Origin of the sequence: Pseudomonas sp. CBC3 (assembly GCF_037967085.1) — a bacterium.
In the GTDB taxonomy this organism is placed as follows: Bacteria; Pseudomonadota; Gammaproteobacteria; order Pseudomonadales; family Pseudomonadaceae; genus Stutzerimonas.
The window spans coordinates 535,647-553,320 of record NZ_JBANEO010000003.1; the positions used below are offsets into that span (position 1 = coordinate 535,647).

General features: G+C 60.5%; 21 protein-coding genes. 16 read left to right on the plus strand and 5 right to left on the minus strand.

Annotated features, from left to right (window positions below):
* Positions 1–71 precede the first annotated feature (71 nt).
* From V6943_RS15065 to V6943_RS15125, 13 genes are all read left to right on the plus strand, one after another.
* Complete coding sequence (locus V6943_RS15065) at positions 72–824, plus strand: heme ABC transporter permease CcmC (protein WP_181100878.1); 753 nt, start codon at positions 72–74, stop codon at positions 822–824.
* Positions 821–997, plus strand: a complete 177-nt coding sequence (gene ccmD, locus V6943_RS15070) for a heme exporter protein CcmD (protein WP_181100880.1) — start codon at positions 821–823, stop codon at positions 995–997. The genes V6943_RS15065 and ccmD overlap by 4 nt, the downstream gene beginning before the upstream one ends.
* Entirely contained in the window at positions 994–1,461 is a 468-nt protein-coding gene (gene ccmE / locus V6943_RS15075) for a cytochrome c maturation protein CcmE (protein WP_131650126.1), read from the plus strand. Before ccmD ends, ccmE begins: the two co-directional genes overlap by 4 nt.
* Positions 1,458–3,431, plus strand: coding sequence for a heme lyase CcmF/NrfE family subunit (locus V6943_RS15080; RefSeq protein WP_131650127.1), 1,974 nt, complete (start codon positions 1,458–1,460; stop codon positions 3,429–3,431). Before ccmE ends, V6943_RS15080 begins: the two co-directional genes overlap by 4 nt.
* A gap of 1 nt (position 3,432) precedes the next feature.
* Complete coding sequence (locus V6943_RS15085; RefSeq protein WP_131650128.1) at positions 3,433–3,966, plus strand: DsbE family thiol:disulfide interchange protein; 534 nt, start codon at positions 3,433–3,435, stop codon at positions 3,964–3,966.
* Positions 3,963–4,436, plus strand: a complete 474-nt coding sequence (locus V6943_RS15090) for a cytochrome c-type biogenesis protein (protein ID WP_131650129.1) — start codon at positions 3,963–3,965, stop codon at positions 4,434–4,436. Before V6943_RS15085 ends, V6943_RS15090 begins: the two co-directional genes overlap by 4 nt.
* Positions 4,433–5,650: a c-type cytochrome biogenesis protein CcmI gene (gene ccmI, locus V6943_RS15095; protein ID WP_131650130.1), complete on the plus strand. Its 1,218-nt coding sequence runs from the start codon at positions 4,433–4,435 to the stop codon at positions 5,648–5,650. The genes V6943_RS15090 and ccmI overlap by 4 nt, the downstream gene beginning before the upstream one ends.
* Positions 5,651–5,738: 88 nt before the next feature.
* A complete protein-coding gene (locus V6943_RS15100) occupies positions 5,739–6,107 on the plus strand; it encodes a hypothetical protein (RefSeq protein ID WP_231752256.1) in 369 nt (122 codons plus the stop codon).
* A gap of 122 nt (positions 6,108–6,229) precedes the next feature.
* Positions 6,230–6,526, plus strand: a complete 297-nt coding sequence (gene fliT, locus V6943_RS15105) for a flagellar protein FliT (RefSeq protein WP_340554253.1) — start codon at positions 6,230–6,232, stop codon at positions 6,524–6,526.
* A gap of 357 nt (positions 6,527–6,883) precedes the next feature.
* Entirely contained in the window at positions 6,884–8,353 is a 1,470-nt protein-coding gene (locus V6943_RS15110) for a sigma-54 dependent transcriptional regulator (protein WP_131650133.1), read from the plus strand.
* Between the two features lie 210 nt (positions 8,354–8,563).
* A complete protein-coding gene (locus tag V6943_RS15115) occupies positions 8,564–9,670 on the plus strand; it encodes a sensor histidine kinase (protein ID WP_340554716.1) in 1,107 nt (368 codons plus the stop codon).
* 5 nt (positions 9,671–9,675) lie between these two features.
* Complete coding sequence (locus V6943_RS15120; protein ID WP_131650134.1) at positions 9,676–11,088, plus strand: sigma-54-dependent transcriptional regulator; 1,413 nt, start codon at positions 9,676–9,678, stop codon at positions 11,086–11,088.
* 68 nt (positions 11,089–11,156) lie between these two features.
* The gene (locus V6943_RS15125) at positions 11,157–11,816 is read left to right on the plus strand and encodes a thiopurine S-methyltransferase (protein WP_340554255.1); all 660 of its coding nucleotides are present in this window, start codon (positions 11,157–11,159) and stop codon (positions 11,814–11,816) included.
* A gap of 48 nt (positions 11,817–11,864) precedes the next feature.
* Here the strand turns inward: V6943_RS15125 and V6943_RS15130 are convergent, their stop codons facing one another.
* The 5 genes from V6943_RS15130 to V6943_RS15150 all read right to left on the minus strand — a co-directional run bounded on the left by V6943_RS15130 (position 11,865) and on the right by V6943_RS15150 (position 15,735).
* Positions 11,865–12,509 (minus strand): DUF2959 domain-containing protein, encoded by a 645-nt coding sequence (locus V6943_RS15130; RefSeq protein WP_131650136.1) that lies wholly within the window; start codon positions 12,507–12,509, stop codon positions 11,865–11,867.
* A 114-nt stretch (positions 12,510–12,623) separates the two neighbouring features.
* Positions 12,624–13,496, minus strand: coding sequence for a protease HtpX (gene htpX / locus V6943_RS15135; RefSeq protein ID WP_131650137.1), 873 nt, complete (start codon positions 13,494–13,496; stop codon positions 12,624–12,626).
* A 120-nt stretch (positions 13,497–13,616) separates the two neighbouring features.
* Complete coding sequence (locus tag V6943_RS15140; protein ID WP_131650138.1) at positions 13,617–14,054, minus strand: hypothetical protein; 438 nt, start codon at positions 14,052–14,054, stop codon at positions 13,617–13,619.
* Positions 14,055–14,058: 4 nt separating this feature from the next.
* Entirely contained in the window at positions 14,059–15,270 is a 1,212-nt protein-coding gene (locus tag V6943_RS15145; RefSeq protein ID WP_131650139.1) for a pyridoxal phosphate-dependent aminotransferase, read from the minus strand.
* Between the two features lie 123 nt (positions 15,271–15,393).
* On the minus strand, positions 15,394–15,735 hold the full coding sequence (locus tag V6943_RS15150; protein ID WP_340554259.1) for a hypothetical protein: 342 nt from the start codon (positions 15,733–15,735) through the stop codon (positions 15,394–15,396).
* Between V6943_RS15150 and msrB the strand changes: the two genes are divergently transcribed.
* From msrB to V6943_RS15165, 3 genes are all read left to right on the plus strand, one after another.
* Positions 15,728–16,126, plus strand: coding sequence for a peptide-methionine (R)-S-oxide reductase MsrB (msrB, locus tag V6943_RS15155; protein ID WP_340554261.1), 399 nt, complete (start codon positions 15,728–15,730; stop codon positions 16,124–16,126). The two genes, V6943_RS15150 and msrB, sit on opposite strands and share 8 nt — an antisense overlap.
* A 33-nt stretch (positions 16,127–16,159) precedes the next feature.
* Positions 16,160–16,642, plus strand: a complete 483-nt coding sequence (locus V6943_RS15160; protein WP_340554263.1) for a glutathione peroxidase — start codon at positions 16,160–16,162, stop codon at positions 16,640–16,642.
* Between the two features lie 110 nt (positions 16,643–16,752).
* Entirely contained in the window at positions 16,753–17,586 is an 834-nt protein-coding gene (locus tag V6943_RS15165; RefSeq protein WP_445324146.1) for an ATP-binding protein, read from the plus strand.
* The last annotated feature ends 88 nt before the right edge of the window (positions 17,587–17,674 follow it).

The following is a 17,674-nucleotide window of genomic DNA, read 5'->3' on the forward strand; positions in this document are numbered from 1 at the left end:
ATTGCGAACAAGTGGGTGCAGGCCTCTTTCGAGGCAGTATCGGCAGGCGCCGTGGAAGGGAGGCGGGTTCTATGAACTGGACATGGTTCCACAAGCTGGGTTCGCCCAAATGGTTCTACGAGATCAGTAGCCGCTGGATGCCGTGGCTGGCCTGGGCGTCGCTGATTCTGATCGGCGTAGGAGTAGTCTGGGGCCTGGCGTTCGCGCCGCAGGACTACCAGCAGGGCAATAGCTTCCGGATCATCTATATCCACGTGCCGGCTGCATTTCTGGCCCAGTCGATCTACGTGATGATGGCGATAGCCGGTGTCGTCGGGCTGGTGTGGAAGATGAAGCTGACCGACGTCGCCTTGCAGCAGGCCGCGCCCATCGGTGCCTGGATGACATTCATCGCGCTGCTCACCGGTGCGGTATGGGGCAAGCCGACCTGGGGCGCCTGGTGGGTATGGGACGCACGGCTGACATCGATGCTGATTCTGCTGTTCCTGTACTTCGGCATCATTGCGCTCGGCCAGGCGATCACCAACCGCGACAGCGCGGCAAAGGCCTGTGCGGTGCTCGCCATCGTCGGGGTGGTCAATATCCCGATCATCAAATACTCGGTGGAGTGGTGGAACACCCTGCATCAGCCAGCGACCTTCACCGTGACGGAGAAGCCAGCCATGCCAATGGAAATGTGGCTGCCGCTGCTGGTCATGGTGTTGGGCTTCTACTGCTTCTTCACGCTGGTGCTGTTGATGCGCATGCGCCTGGAGGTCCTGCGCCGCGAGTCGCGAAGCAGCTGGGTCAAGGCTGAGGTGAGCGCGCTGGTGGGCAAGTCATGAGCTTCTCGTCGTTTTCCGAATTCATCGCCATGGGGAATCATGGCCTGTATGTATGGACGTCGTACGGCATCAGCCTGACTGTCCTGATCCTGAACGTGGCGCTGCCAATGATGGCGCGCCGACGTTATCTGCAAGACGAGGCGCGCCGTTTGCGCCGGGAGGAGATGAAGTGAATCCTGTGCGCAAAAAGCGTCTGTTCATCGTGCTGGCCATTCTAGCCGGTGTGGGCATTGCGGTGGCGCTGGCGCTGACCGCTCTGCAAGAGAACATCAACCTCTTCTATACGCCAACGCAGATCGCCGCGGGCGAAGCGCCTGAGGGTACGCGGATTCGTGCCGGCGGTCTGGTCGAAGCCGGCTCGGTGACACGCAGCAGCGATTCGCTCACCGTCTCCTTCCGCGTTACCGATAACAACGAAACGGTCACCATCCAGTACCAAGGCATCCTTCCCGATCTGTTCCGTGAAGGGCAAGGTATCGTCGCCCTTGGGCGGGTCAATGCCGATGGCGTTCTGATCGCCGACGAGGTACTGGCCAAGCACGACGAAAACTACATGCCGCCGGAAGTCAGCCAGGCGCTGGAGAAGAGCGGGATGATGAAGCATTACGAAGGCGACAAGCAGGAGTATGCGAAATGATCCCTGAGCTCGGCCATCTGGCAATGATTCTGGCGCTGTGCCTGGCTGTCGTGCAGGGCACGCTTCCGCTGATCGGCGCCTGGCGGGGCGACCGCCAGTGGATGGGGCTGGCACAACCGGCGGCCTGGGGGCAGTTCAGTTTTCTGGCATTTTCCTTTGCCTGTCTCACCTACGCCTTCATGGTGGATGACTTCTCCGTCGCCTATGTCGCGCAGAACTCCAATAGCGCCTTGCCCTGGTACTACAAGTTCAGCGCCGTTTGGGGCGCGCATGAGGGTTCGCTACTACTGTGGGCTTTCATCCTGGCAGGCTGGACTTTCGCGGTAGCGATCTTTTCGCGGCAACTACCGGAGGACATGCTAGCCCGGGTACTGGGCATCATGGGATTGATCAGCATCGGTTTCCTGCTGTTCCTGATCGTCACTTCCAACCCGTTCGAGCGCCTGCTGCCGCAAGCACCGATGGATGGCCGTGATCTCAACCCGTTGCTTCAGGACTTCGGTCTGATCGTGCACCCGCCGATGCTCTATATGGGCTACGTCGGTTTCTCGGTGGCCTTTGCGTTCGCCATTGCCGCGCTACTCGGTGGCCGCCTGGATGCAGCCTGGGCGCGCTGGTCGCGTCCTTGGACGCTGGTCGCCTGGGCCTTTCTGGGCACAGGCATCGCCTTGGGATCCTGGTGGGCCTATTACGAGCTGGGCTGGGGCGGCTGGTGGTTCTGGGACCCGGTGGAAAATGCATCCTTCATGCCTTGGCTGGTAGGGACCGCATTGATCCATTCGCTGGCCGTGACGGAAAAGCGCGGCGTCTTCAAGAGCTGGACGGTTCTGCTCGCGATCGCGGCCTTCTCGCTCAGCCTCCTAGGCACGTTCCTGGTCCGCTCTGGCGTACTGACTTCGGTTCATGCCTTCGCCACCGATCCGGAACGCGGCGTCTTCATTCTCGCGTTTCTGCTGTTGGTGGTAGGCGGCTCGCTGACCCTGTTCGCCCTGCGTGCACCAGTGGTGAAGAGCCAGGTCGGTTTCGGCCTGTGGTCGCGTGAGACGCTGCTGCTGGTCAACAACCTACTACTGGTGGTCGCCACGGCGATGATTCTGCTGGGAACACTGTATCCGCTGCTGCTCGATGCGCTGTCGGATACCAAGCTCTCGGTCGGGCCGCCCTATTTCAACGCGATGTTCCTGCCGCTCGTCGGTGCCCTGATGCTCGCGCTTGGCGTGGGCGTGCTGGTGCGCTGGAAGGACACCCCAGTGAAGTGGCTGATGAGCATGCTGACGCCGGTACTGATCACCAGCGCCGTGCTTGGCGGCTTGGGCTCGATGCTGTTCGGCGATTTCCACTGGGCGGTGCTGGCGGTCTGTCTGCTGGCCGCTTGGGTGGTTACCGCCGGGGTACGCGACATTCTCGACAAGACCCGCCACAAGGGGCTGCTGAAGGGCGTGCGGAGCCTGGCGCCGAGCTACTGGGGCATGCAGCTGGCGCATCTCGGGCTGGCGGTCTGCGCCATAGGTGTGGTGCTGACGAGCCAGCAGAGCGACGAGCGCGACCTGCGTCTCGCGCCTGGCGAATCGCTGGAGCTGGGCGGTTACAGCTTTGTCTTCGAAGGTGCCGAGCATTTCGAAGGCCCCAACTACACGTCCGACAAGGGCACCATTCGCGTCTTCGATGGCGACAAGCAGATTGCGACCCTGCACCCCGAGAAGCGGCTCTACACCGTGCAGCAGATGCCGATGACCGAGGCGGGTATCGATGCAGGTTTCACTCGTGATCTCTATGTGGCCCTTGGCGAGCCGCTGGAAAATGGCGCCTGGGCGGTGCGGGTGCACATCAAACCGTTCGTTCGCTGGATCTGGCTGGGTGCTTTGATGATGTCCCTGGGTGGTGTGCTCTCGGTCAGTGACAAGCGCTACCGAGTGAAAGTCAGAACGCGTGTCCGCGAGACGCTCGGTTTGGCCCAGCAAGGAGCCTGAGATGAAAAGATTATTGATGTTGCTGCCGTTGGCGATTTTCCTTCTGGTGGCGGGTTTCCTCTACAAGGGGCTGTACCTCGACCCCACGGACATCGGCTCGACGATGATCGGAAAACCGATGCCGTCGTTTTCTCTGCCGTCGCTCGAGGATCCGCAGCGGCTGGTCAGTGCAGAGGACATCAAGGGCAAACCGTCGCTGGTGAACGTCTGGGCAACCTGGTGTCCGACCTGCAAGGCCGAGCACGAGATGCTCAACAAGCTAGCAGCCCAGGGTGTCCTTGTTTACGGAATCAACTACAAGGACAACGGCGATGCGGCTCGCGACTGGCTGCAGATGTTCGGCAATCCGTACGGCTTCAATGTCGAGGATCCCGACGGCAGTCTAGGCCTTGACCTAGGTGTCTATGGCGCGCCGGAGACCTTCGTCGTCGACAAGCAGGGCATCATTCGCGACAAATTCGTCGGAGCCATCGACGAGCGCGTCTGGGCCGAACGGCTCGGGCCGCTCTATCAGGCACTGGTGAACGAGCAATGATCCGTTTTTTCGCTACCGCGCTACTGGGCCTTCTGCTCAGCCTCGCTGCCCATGGCGCAATCGACACTTACGAATTCAAGAGCGAGGCCGATCGGGAACGATACCGCACGCTCGTCGAGGAGCTGCGCTGCCCCAAGTGCCAGAACCAGAACATCGCCGACTCCAACGCGCCCATTGCCATGGATCTGCGCCGCGAAATCTATCGCATGCTGGATGAAGGGCAAAGCAACGAGCAGATCGTCGACTACCTCGTCGCTCGTTATGGCGACTTCGTGCGCTACAAGCCGCCTGTCAATGCCAAGACACTCGTGCTCTGGTACGGCCCGATCGCCTTGCTGGCGCTGGGGTTCGTCGTGCTGGCGATCATCCTGATACGCCGCCGCCGTGGCGCAGCCAGCCAGGCGTCGAACACACTTTCCGAGGCCGAACGCACGCGCCTCGCCACGTTGCTGGATAAAAAAGAACCATGATCGATTTCTGGATAGGTGCGGGCCTGCTATTGCTGGCCGCCCTGGCGTTCCTGCTGCTTCCGGTGTTGCGGGGGCGTCGCTTACAGGCAGAAGAGGACCGAACTGCGCTAAACGTCGCGCTTTACCAGGAGCGGCTCGGTGAGCTGACTGCACAGCAAGCAGCCGGAACCCTTACGTTGGAGCAGTACGAGATGGGCCGCGCCGATGCGGCGCGGGAGCTACTCGACGACACCGAGGGTAGTGACGCACATCGCAGCAGCAACCTGGGCCGGGCCGTTCCGCTGATTGTGGCGATCCTGGTGCCCTTGTTTGGCTATGGTCTGTATATGCATTGGGGTGCGAGCGACAAGCTGCAACTGACGCGGGAGTTCGCGGTGCAGCCTGGAAGCATCGAAGAGATGACCGCGAGGCTGGAACGCGCGGTCAAGGCACAGCCCGAGTCTTCCGAGGCATGGTATTTCCTGGCCAGAACCTACATGAGCCAGGAGCGTCCGGCCGATGCAGCGGCGGCTTATGAGCAGGTCGTCAATCTGGCCGGGCGCCAGCCTGAACTGCTGGGACAGTGGGCGCAGGCGCTTTATTTTGCCGAAGGTCGGAGCTGGACGCCGCGCATGCAGCGACTCACCGATGAAGCCCTGCAGGCAGACCCCCATGAGGTCACCAGCCTTGGCCTGCTCGGCATCGCCGCTTATGAAAACGAGCGGTTCGATGAAGCGATAGGTTTCTGGGAACGACTGGTAGCGACCTTGCCTGCCGAAGATCCTTCGCGTGAGGCCATCCAGGGCGGCATTGCCCGAGCGCGGGAGCAGCTGGGCGAAACGGCTTCTGGCAGTGTGTCGAAACCCGCTGGCGAGCCGGTTGCAGCTAGCGATGCAGCCCTGACAGTCGATGTGCAGCTGGGCGCGGCACTTGTCGACAAAGTTAAGCCTACTGATACGGTATTCGTCTTTGCTCGTGCGGTTTCCGGCCCGCCGATGCCGTTGGCGGTGAAGCGCCTGACCGTAGCCGATCTGCCGGCTACCGTCAGTTTGTCCGACGCCGATGCAATGACTCCGCAGCTTCGTTTGTCCAACTTCGAGCAGGTCAGGTTGTTCGCTCGCGTTTCCCGGGAAGGAGACGCGACCCGGGGCGAATGGCAAGGCAGCAGTGAGCCATTGACGTTGAACAATGAAGATGCGATTGAGCTGACTATCGATCAACCGGAAGCGCCCTGACGTAGAGGCGCTCGAGAGGGCAGGGCTAATGGTGAGAGGTTCGGTTTCGGCAGGTGTCTCTTTCCTGCCTCGAATGGGCGCTGTAACGATGCTGGCGCTGCTGCTGGGCGCTTGTGCCGGCAATCCTTATCAGGCTTCGGAGCCGGCACCTACGCCGACTCCGCCGGCGTCCGAGCCTCGCGAGCCAGTCATAAGCCCGCCGCCGGTACGTACACCACCGGCACCGCGCCCGCCGGCCACGCAAAAAAGCCATCCACGTTATGCGCCGCCGCCTCATGCCCCTGCGCATTGGGACAATCGCCTGGGTGTCTATGTCGTGGAGGGACGGAACATGTTCTATCGCGAGCGGCTTTATTACCGCTGGGATGGCGACTGGTATTGCGCCGGTCGTCCGGATGGCCCTTGGGAGCCGGTCGCGCCTCCCAGCGTCCCTACTGGATTACGCAGCCTGCATTGATCGTTTTTAATCGGTCGTGCTAAAGGCTGATCGAAAATGGCCGATACAGGCTTCAGTCGCAGTAGACTCCCGAGCGGCCTTGCAGGCTCGACCTTTGTAACCAGTTCATCCGGAGCGGATCCATGAGTGCAGCAGTCAAACGTCTTGAGGAAACCGGCAACGCCTTGCGCGATGCGATGGTGCAGCAGGACTGGACCGCCATCAGTGTCCTGGATCTGCAATGCCGGCAGGTTGTCGAAGCTGCGATGAATGAAGCCCGCGAGGATGAGCCTGCGATTCGTCAGCGTCTAGAAGAGTTGGTGAGCCTCTATCGTGAATTGGTCACGACTTGTCAGACCGAGCAGCGCCGCGTCGCTGATGAACTCATTCAGCTCAATCAATCCAAGCATGGCGCAAAGGTCTACAAGCTGTTTGGCTGATCTACGCGCTGATCTACTAGCCGTTAGCGCGATGCCTTGCCTGTATCGCTAGGTTCTGGGTCCGTCAATGCTCCTGCCGATTACGTCTCGCGTTGCCTCTGACGTAGCAAATCCCATCTGTTCTGCCCATACCTGACGTGCAGAGGATCGCTTGGTTGTTTAGTTGATCCTCAGTGCGCTCCGCTCTCCCGTTTCCCACGAAAATACGACGCTTTCCTTGCTTTTTGTCGTTGAACTACGTCATAAATTTGACTCGACGCGTTTTTTTTAATTAACTACGTCTCATCTGCCGAGACGTAGTCGTTTCTGCTGGAGACGAGCGCAGGCCTCCTATCAGCCTCTAGAGCTATAAACAAGATGTGGCGTGAAACCAAGATTTTGTTGATAGACGACGACAAGGATCGTCGCCGGGATTTGGCGGTCATTCTCAGCTTTTTGAGTGAAGACCATATCGCTTGCGCCAGCAGCGAATGGAAAGCCGCTGTCGATGCGCTGGAATCGAGCCGCGCCGTGCTGGGCGTCCTGCTGGGTGAGGTGTCGGTCAAGGGCGGCGCGGTCGAACTGCTCAAACAGATCAGCAAGTGGGACGAGAACCTTCCGCTTATGCTGATCGGCGAGCCCGCCCCGGCGGATTGGCCTGATGAGATCCGTCGTCGGGTGCTGACTAGCCTCGAAATGCCGCCGAGCTACAACAAATTGCTCGATTCACTTCATCGGGCTCAGGTCTACCGGGAAATGTATGACCAGGCGAAGGCGCGCGGACGACAGCGCGAGCCCAACCTGTTTCGCAGCCTGGTGGGCACCAGCCGCGCGGTGCAACATGTCCGGCAGATGATGCAGCAGGTCGCCGATACCGAAGCGAGTGTATTGATCCTCGGTGAGTCGGGAACTGGCAAAGAGGTGGTTGCACGTAACCTGCATTACCATTCCAAGCGCCGCGGTGGGCCTTTCGTACCGGTCAATTGCGGGGCGATTCCCGCTGAACTGCTGGAAAGCGAACTGTTCGGTCATGAGAAAGGCGCGTTTACGGGGGCGATCACTTCCCGTGCCGGTCGTTTTGAGCTCGCTGAAGGCGGGACTCTGTTCCTCGACGAGATTGGCGACATGCCGTTGCCAATGCAGGTCAAGCTATTGCGGGTTCTGCAGGAGCGCACCTTCGAGCGTGTGGGCAGCAATCGCACGCAGAATGCCGACGTACGCATCATCGCGGCGACCCACAAGGATCTGGAGAAGATGATCGTGGACGGCAGCTTCCGTGAGGATCTGTATTACCGTCTCAATGTGTTCCCCATCGAAATGGCACCTCTGCGCGAGCGTATCGAGGACATTCCGCTGCTGATGAACGAGCTCATCTCGCGTATGGAACACGAGAAGCGCGGCTCCATCCGTTTCAATTCGGCGGCCATCATGTCGCTGTGTCGTCACGACTGGCCCGGCAACGTGCGAGAGCTGGCGAACCTTGTCGAGCGTATGGCAATCATGCATCCGTATGGCGTAATCGGCGTTATGGAGTTGCCGAAGAAATTCCGCCATGTGGATGATGACGACGAGCAGTACGTGGTCGACTTGCAAGACGAAATTGAGGCACGCGCGACTATCAACACCCCTCTTGTCGCAGCCGGGACGCAGGCCATGCTGCCCATCGAGGGTCTCGATCTGAAGGAGTACCTGGGCAATCTCGAGCAGGGTCTCATTCAACAGGCCCTTGAGGACGCTGGCGGCGTCGTGGCACGTGCCGCTGAGCGCTTGCGTATCAGACGGACGACGCTAGTCGAGAAGATGCGCAAGTACGGCATGAATCGGCGCGAAGACGATCTCGACGAGTAAAACTGTTTGCAACGCCGCCGTCCTGGTGGCGTGACGCCTGCCTTCCTCCTGCCTTCTGGGCATGATCCTTGCTGCTAGTCATTTCACCGACCATCTTTTTGACGGATACGCGTGCCAGTGACTTCAGCATTCTCCTCATCGGCTTCCCGGCGACCGGCCGAAACGACCGCGAGCGAAGAGCTTGAGCAATCGCTCGAGTTGTTTACCCGCATGTCCGGCCGGTTGAGCGAATCCCAGCAGCTGCTGCAGATGCGCGTAGCCGAGCTGAAAGATCAGCTGGCTGAAACCAGCGCGCAGCGCCTCCGCGAATTCGACGAGAAGGAGCGTTTGGCCAACCGGCTCCAGAGTCTGCTGGATCTGTTGCCCGGCGGCGTCATCGTCATCGATGCGCAGGGCGTGGTTCGAGAAGCCAATCCAGTTGCCCAAGAGCTTCTCGGCGAGCCGCTGGAAGGTGTGCTCTGGCGCGAAGTGATCGCCCGCAGTTTCGCCCCGCGTCGGGACGATGGTCATGAAATCTCATTGAAGGATGGGCGTCGCGTGTCCATCGCCACGCGCTCGTTGAACGGCGAGCCAGGCCAGCTGGTATTGCTCACTGATCTGACTGAGACGCGACGGTTGCAGGAGCAGCTTGCGCGCCATGAGCGCTTGTCTGCGCTAGGGCGAATGGTGGCTTCGCTGGCTCATCAGATCCGCACGCCGCTGTCCACGGCGCTGCTTTATGCAAGCCATCTGGAGCAGGGCGGGCTGACTGCCGAGCATCAGCAGCGCTTCGCTGGGCGCCTGAAGGACCGGCTGCATGAGCTGGAGCATCAAGTTCGCGACATGCTGGTTTTCGCTCGGGGCGATCTGCCGCTGGAGGACCGTCTGACCCCGGCCGAGTTGCTCGCGGCGCTGCGTGCGGCGGCCGAGGCGCGAGTGGGCGATATCACCATACGTTGGCAATGCGATGCGCACTCAGGTGCGCTGCTGTGCAACCGCGACATGTTGGTCGGTGCTTTGCTCAATCTGATCGAGAATGCGCTTCAGGCTACCGGCAACGACCGCCGGCTGAAGGTGCATCTCTACGCTCGGGGTTGGGCGCTGCGCATCAGTATCAGCGACAACGGTTCGGGCATCGACGCCACGACTCTGGCACGACTCGGCGAGCCGTTCTTCACCACGAAGGCGACCGGGACCGGGTTGGGGCTGGCGGTGGTCAAATCGGTGGCGCGTGCGCATTCCGGTTCGCTCGAGCTGCGCTCGCGGCCGGGTCGAGGCACCTGCGCCACCTTGCAACTGCCGCTGCTTGCGGTGCTATCACCGGCTATTTCGGAGTGAAGCCCATGGCTGCGAAGATTCTATTGGTCGAGGACGACCGCGCATTGCGCGAGGCGCTGGGCGATACGCTCGAACTCGGCGGCTATGCCTACCGCGCGGTCGAGAGCGCCGAAGCCGCGCTGCAGGCGCTGGAGCAGGAGCAGGAAGGTTTTGGCCTGGTGGTCAGCGATGTGAACATGCCCGGCATGGACGGTCACGCATTGCAGGTACTGATTCGCCAGCGATACCCCCAGGTGCCGGTCTTGCTGATGACTGCATACGGAGCTGTCGAGCGCGCAGTCGAGGCGATGCGCCAGGGGGCGGTCGACTATCTGGTCAAACCGTTCGAGCCGAATATGTTGCTTGGGGTGGTTGCTCGGCACGTCTGCGGCCAGCTGGGCGCGAGCGGCCAGGATGGCCCCGTCGCCGTCGAACCGGCGAGCCGACAGCTGTTGGCGCTGGCTGCCCGCGTCGCGCAGAGCGATTCGACAGTGCTGATTTCTGGTGAATCCGGAACCGGCAAAGAGGTGTTGGCCTGCTACATCCATCAGCAATCGGCACGTGCGAACAAGCCCTTCGTCGCAATCAACTGCGCGGCAATACCGGACAACATGCTCGAGGCGACGCTGTTCGGCCACGAGAAGGGTGCCTTCACCGGTGCCATCGCGACTCAGCCGGGCAAGTTCGAGCAGGCCAACGGCGGTACGCTGCTGCTCGATGAGATTTCCGAAATGCCACTGGCGCTTCAGGCCAAGTTGCTGCGCGTGTTGCAGGAGCGCGAGGTCGAGCGTGTAGGTGGCCGCAAGCCAATTGCGCTGGACATTCGTATTGTCGCCACCACCAACCGCGATCTGGCTGACGAGGTGCGCGGCGGGCGGTTCCGTGAAGATCTGTTCTATCGCCTTTCCGTGTTTCCGCTCGCCTGGCCCGCGCTGCGCGATCGACCTGCGGACATCGTGCCGCTTGCCGAGCGACTGCTGGCCCAGCACGCCGTGAAAATGCGCCAAGCAAACGTCCGCCTTACCGCCGAGGCGCGTCAAAGCCTGCTCAGTCATCCATGGCCCGGCAATGTCCGCGAGCTGGACAACGCCATTCAACGCGCCTTGATTCTGCAGCAGGGTGGTCTGATTCGGCCGGAGGACCTGTGCCTGAACGCCGTGGTCGGGTTTGCCCCGCGAGCGCAGATCATGGCGGTTGATGCCGTGCCGTCGATGTCTGCAGCCGTAGTGCCGCCAGTGCCGACCGAGGCCGCTGGCGCGCTGGGAGAAGATCTACGTCGTCGCGAGTTCGAGCTGATCATCGATACCTTGCGTACCGAGCGGGGCCGCCGCAAGGAGACGGCTGACCGTCTGGGCATCAGCGCGCGAACGCTGCGCTACAAACTTGCCCAGATGCGTGACGCCGGCATGGACCTGGATGCCGCCTTGTATGCCAGCTGAAAACCCTTGAGCGTTCGGTGCGGTTGGCTCTGATAAGCTCGACCGTCGATGCTCATGAGGATTTGGATATGGATGAAGGGTTCTGGCAGCGGCGCTGGGCGCGCAACGAGATCGGCTTTCATCTGAACGAGGTCAATCCATATCTGCGCCGTCACTGGCCGGGTATGCAATTGGCTAAAGGTGCCCGCGTGCTAGTGCCGTTGTGCGGTAAGAGCCTCGATATGCCCTGGTTGGTCGCGCAGGGTTTTGCAGTGCTCGGCGTCGAGCTGAGCGAACGTGCCGTGGAAGATTTTTTTACCGAACAAGGCCTGGTCGCTGAAGTCAGCACCCGTGGTGAATTCAAGGTGTATCGTGCCGGAGCGCTGGAAATCCGCTGTGGCGATTTCTTTGCCCTGAGCCGTAGCGATGTTGCTGATTGCGACGGGCTCTACGATCGTGCTGCGCTGATCGCATTGCCGGCGGCCATGCGCCAGCGCTATGTCGAGCATCTGACGAGCATTCTTGCGCCGAGCTGCCAGGGTTTGCTGATCACCCTGGATTACGAGCAGGAGCAAATGTCCGGTCCGCCATTCGCTGTGAGTGACGCTGAGGTTCGCCGATCCTTGGGCTCGCGTTGGGACGTCGAGCTGCTGGAACGAGCGAACGTGCTGGATGGCAATTGGAAGTTTCTTCAGCGCGGTCTGTCGCGTCTGGAGGAGACCTGTTATCGACTCGGTGTGCGGCGGTAGGGTGTTTGCAACGTGCAGGCTCGCGATCAACTCATGAATTCCTTCGCATCACTGATTGCTTTGCAGCTGACGAATGAACACGTCGGCCTCATCTATCGCCCGCTGCATGTCGGCCAGTAACTGATCGACGTTCCCCTCCAGCGTGCGGTATTCCCCCTGCAGTGCACCGATGGCGCGAGCGTTGAGGTTGTGCTTAAGGAACAGCACCTGGTCGCGCAGCACGTCGAGCACAGGGTCGATGCGCTTTTCCGCCGCCTTCATGCGTTGCAGTAGCACTCGATAGTCTTTCTGGGTGCGTTCCAGATCCTTGGCGCTGGCTGCCTTCAGGCTCGCATTGTTGTATTCACCAAGTTCTTGTTTCCACTCCCTGAACAATGCATTGGCGACGTCCTCGACCGCCTCGATCCTGTTTCGCACATCGCGCGCGCTGCTCTCGCTGGCTTCGAATTCGCTGTTGAGCGCCTCGTAGCGCTCTTCCAGCTCACCACCTTGAACCTGCACCACGCTGCGATAGCGCTCCAGGGCGTCCTTGAATTGTTCCTTGGCCTGTTGCTGGGAATCGCGGGCATCTTCAACGCGGTCCACTAGAATGTCGCGCTTGTGCAACCCGACCTTTTCCATCGCGGAGTAGTAGGCGCTCTGGCAGCCAATCAGGGCGAGCAGGGCGAAACCGAGCAGGAGGAAGCGGCGCATGGTGATGTTCCTTGTTCGATGAATGCGCTTGGTTCGACAGGCATACAGCCTCTATGTGCAAAGCCTGGGCGAAAAAAAGGGCGGCCTAAGCCGCCCTTGTCCCGCCGCGCTCGATTAGCCGCGCTGACGCAGGGCTTCGATACGATCTTCCAGCGATGGGTGGGTCATCAGCAGTCCGGCCAGGCCGTTGCGCAGAGCACCGTTGATGCTGAAGGCCTTGAGGCTGTCCGGCATGTCTACCGGCACGCCCTGTTCCGCACGCAGGCGCTGGAGGGCGCCGATCATGGCGGAGGTGCCGGCCAGCTGTGCGCCTGCCTCGTCGGCGCGGAACTCACGTTTGCGCGAGAACCACATGACGATGATGCTGGCGAGGATACCTAGTACCAGTTCGGCGAAAATGGTGGCGACGAAGTAGCCGATACCGTGGCCGTCTTCGTTCTTGAGAATCGCCTTGTCGACGAAGTTGCCGAAGATCCGCGCGAAGAACATGACGAAGGTATTCACCACGCCTTGTATCAACGCGAGTGTAACCATGTCGCCATTGGCCACGTGTCCTATTTCATGCGCCAGTACCGCCTTCACCTCGTCGGGCGAGAAGCGCTCGAGCAGACCCTGGCTGACCGCTACCAGCGCGTCGTTCTTGTTCCAGCCGGTGGCGAAGGCGTTGGCTTCGTAGGCGGGGAAAATACCCACTTCAGGCATCTTGATGCCGGCGTCGCGGGAAAGCTGTTCGACGGTTTGTAGCAACCACTGTTCATGGCGGGTGCGAGGCTGGCTGATGATCTCGGTGCGGGTACTCATCTTCGCCATCCACTTGGAAATGAACAGCGAAATAAGTGCTCCAGCGAAGCCGAATACCGCACAGAAAGCCAGCAGGCTGCCGTAGTTCTGACCCGTATAGCGATCCACCCCGAGTAGCTTCAGGGTGACGCTGGCAACGACCAGTACAGCCAGGTTGGTGGCCAGAAACAAGAAAATGCGCATCATGTTGCGGCAGACTCCAAGGGGAACAATAAGGAACGATAGGCTATATAAGGTGCCGGTCGGCGCTATTCAACCGAGCGACTATTTCAAGCTATGTCGCCTATGGTGCGGGTGCGCTCAGGGTCAGCTGGAGAGCGAGCTAGTGAAAAGCTCACGGGTCAGGTGCGCCAGTCGTTCGCCATGGCCGTCGCGTAGCGCCTGGCGCATTTGGTGTGCCAGGCTCGAGCGTACCCGGTGCACGCTGGGAGGTAATGTTTCGTCAGCCTGCGCGACGTTGGGAACGGCACTGGTCAAGCGCAGGAAGGCCTTTTCGGTAAGCACCGCCTGGTCGATGGCCAGGAACTGAATGGTGCTTTCGAAGCGTAGGTAACCTTCTTCGGCTAACCACAGCAGTGCTGCAAGGCAGCTTTGGTGTCGCTTGCTGGGCAGGCCGAATTCGTCGGGCTCTTCATGGCCGATCAGGTCTTCCACGTATAGCGTGATCTTCCGCGGAAAGGCTTGGTAAAGCATCAATAGCCCGGCCGCGGCATCTCGCTGGAAGTCGTCGATCTGTAGATCCATTCAGCTACTGGCTGTAGGTCTTAAGGAAACTACCGATGCGACCGATCGCCTGTTCCAAATCATCGACCCGCGGTAGCGTGACCACGCGGAAATGATCCGGCCAAGGCCAGTTGAAGGCAGTGCCCTGAACGATCAGCAGCTTCTCGGACAACAGCAGGTCGAGTACGAACTTCTCGTCATTGTGGATCGGGCAGATCTTCGGATCGATGCGGGGGAAGGCATAGAGCGCACCCATCGGTTTTACGCAGCTGACGCCGGGGATGTCGTTGAGCAGTTCCCAGGTGCGGTTGCGCTGTTCGAGCAGCCGGCCCGGCGGCAGCACCAGGTCGTTGATGCTCTGATATCCGCCTAATGCGGTCTGGATCGCGTGCTGCGACGGCACGTTTGCGCACAGGCGCATGTTGGCCAGGATGTCGAGGCCTTCAATATAGCTTTGCGCCTTGTGCTTGGGACCTGAAATGACCACCCAGCCTGAGCGGAAACCGGCGATCCGGTAGGACTTGGACAGGCCGTTGAAGGTCAGGCAGAGCACGTCCGGTGCAAGCGAAGCGGTGCAGATATGTACGGCATCGTCATACAGAATCTTGTCGTAGATTTCATCGGAGAACAGCACCAGTTTGTGCTGGCGCGCCAGTTCGACCATCCCCTCGAGCACTTCGCGAGGGTAGACCGCGCCGGTCGGGTTGTTCGGGTTGATCAGTACCAGCGCCTTGGTGTTCGGCGTGATCTTGGCCTTGATATCCGCCAGATCCGGCCACCAATTGGCCTGCTCGTCGCAGAGGTAGTGCACCGGTTTGCCGCCCGCCAGGCTCACGGCGGCGGTCCAGAGTGGGTAATCCGGGGCTGGGATCAGTACCTCGTCACCGTTATTGAGCAGCGCCTGCATGGACATCACGATCAGCTCGGACACGCCGTTGCCGAGGTAGATGTCTTCGATGGTCACGCCTTCTACCTGCTTCTGCTGGTAGTACTGCATGATGGCCTTGCGCGCGCTGAACAGACCTTTGGAATCACTGTAACCTTGCGCGGTGGGCAGGTTGCGGATCACGTCCTGAAGGATTTCTTCGGGGGCTTCGAAACCGAACGGCGCCGGATTGCCGATGTTCAGCTTGAGGATGCGATGACCTTCCTCTTCCAGTCGTTTGGCGTGCTTGAGCACCGGCCCGCGGATGTCATAGCAGACATTGGCGAGCTTGTTCGATTTGCTGACCTGCATGATCCTGAGTGTCCCGAAGTGAAGACGTGCCCGGCTCTCTTTGGCTGGCGACGTTTGGCATGAACCCGGGCGCCTTGGCAGCCTGAAACCCCGCTGCCAGACTAGGCGTCTAAGAGCAACGCATCATACGTGCGGCCCGATCACCGGAAAAGGTACAGATCCGCCTTTTTTAGAGAGGGTCTGTTCCGCTTCGTTTGCCGCCGCGCCGGCGCCCTGTTTTTGCGCGAGGCAAGGCATGAGGAGAGAAGTTTGGTTGTTCCAAATGAACGACGAATAACGCAGCATCGCGCAAAAACAGGCCCGGCCCTTCGGGTTGCGCGGCAAATCTCGCCATGCGGCGTTGCGGGACTTGGCAAGGGAACAACCATTACCTGCGTCCCGCGCCTTGCCTGGCGAGATTTGACGCAGCAACGCGGCTGGCGACCGAAACGGAAACAGACCCTTAGGAGGTGTACCGATGGACAAGCTAGAAAAACCGCTTGAAACCTGGCGTGAAGAGCTCTCCGACGAGCAATTTCAGGTCTGCCGACTAGGCGCGACCGAGCGCCCCTTCACCGGTAAGTACAACGACACCAAAACCCCTGGCATCTATCATTGCGCCTGCTGCGATGCGCCGTTGTTCGACTCGGACGCCAAGTTCGCGTCCGGCTGCGGCTGGCCGAGCTATTTCCAGCCGGTCAGCGATACGGCCATCACCAGCGTCGACGATTTCAGCCACGGCATGCATCGTATCGAGGTCAAATGCGCCCGCTGCGATGCACATCTGGGGCATGTATTTCCGGATGGCCCGGCGCCGACTGGCATGCGCTACTGCATCAATTCCGCCTCTCTCGATCACAAGCCGCGCGACGCCTGACGGCCCATCGCAGTGCCTTACCGGGACACCATCATGCGCGATCCGCTGTTCGAGATTCCTTGCATCACCATTGACGGTAACGAGACCACCCTGGCCGAATTCGGTGGCACCGTTCTGCTGGTGGTCAACACGGCGAGCCAGTGCGGCTTTACTCCTCAGTACAAGGGGTTGGAGGCGCTCTGGAAACAGTATCGCCAACAGGGGTTGGTGGTGCTCGGGTTTCCCTGCGATCAATTCGGTCATCAGGAACCGGGCGACGAAGCGCAGATCGCTACTTTCTGCGAACGGAACTTTGGTGTCAGCTTTCCGCTGTTCGCCAAGGTTCAGGTCAATGGTGGTGACGCACATCCGCTGTTCGTGCAACTGAAGAAGCGCGCACCCGGTTTGCTCGGCAGCAAGGCGATCAAATGGAATTTCACCAAGTTTCTGATCGCTGATGGAGGTCGCTCGGTGGAGCGGTTCTCGTCGCGTACGGCTCCTGAGGCGCTCGCAGAGCGCATCGAATCCCTACTTTAATCATGCTGCGGCACTGCCTGACGCATATGCCGCGCCTGTTCATCTGAATATCTGGAGTTGTTCGAGTGGATGCCGAGCTGAAAGCCTTTCTGCAACGTGCCGATGCGCTGATGACGCGCCTGGAACCCCTGCTGCCAGCGCCGCGAGCGCCAGTCGATTGGAGCAACAGCCTGGCGGCACGCTGGCATCGCGAAGGGCAGGGCGGTTATTTGCAGCCACTGCAGGTGTCGCTGGACTTGAATCTTGCTGATCTGGTCGGCATCGACCGACAGCGCGAGCTGCTGGCGAACAACACCCGCCAATTCGTGTCGGGCCTGCCGGCAAATCACGTACTGCTTTGGGGCGCGCGCGGTACCGGCAAGTCTTCGTTGATCCGGGCGCTACTGGCCGAGCATGCTCCGGCAGGTCTGCGCCTCATTGAAATCGAGCGGGATCATCTGGCTGACCTGCCTAAAGTGGTCGATCAGCTCGTCGGCCAGCCCCAGCATTTCGTAGTGTTCTGCGATGACCTGTCATTCGAGGCGGGTGAGGGCGACTACCGCGTACTGAAAAGCGTACTGGACGGGTCCCTGGAGCGAGCGCCGGAAAATGTGCTGCTGTATGCCACGTCGAATCGCCGGCATCTGGTCCCTGAGCGCCAGAGCGATAACGAGAATTGGCAGATGATCGACGGCGAACTGCATCCCAACGAGGCGGTGGAAGACAAGATCGCCCTGTCGGACCGCTTCGGGCTCTGGCTTTCGTTCTATCCCTTCAGTCAGGAGCATTATCTGAACGTGGTGCGGCACTGGGTCGGCTCGCTGGCCGAGCAGGCCGGCCTCACCTGGAGCTGGGATGAGGCGCTGGAGAAGGATGCGATTCGCTGGGCCACGGCACGCGGTAACCGCAACGGCCGCTGCGCCTATCAGTTTGCGCGGCAGTGGGTAGGGATTCGTTTGCTCTGAAACTTGGGTTCAGACGCCAGATATAGCTGCAAGCGGGTGTGTTTGGCTTTGTGCTGGCCGGGAATGATCGATTCGCCGCGGGCGGCCA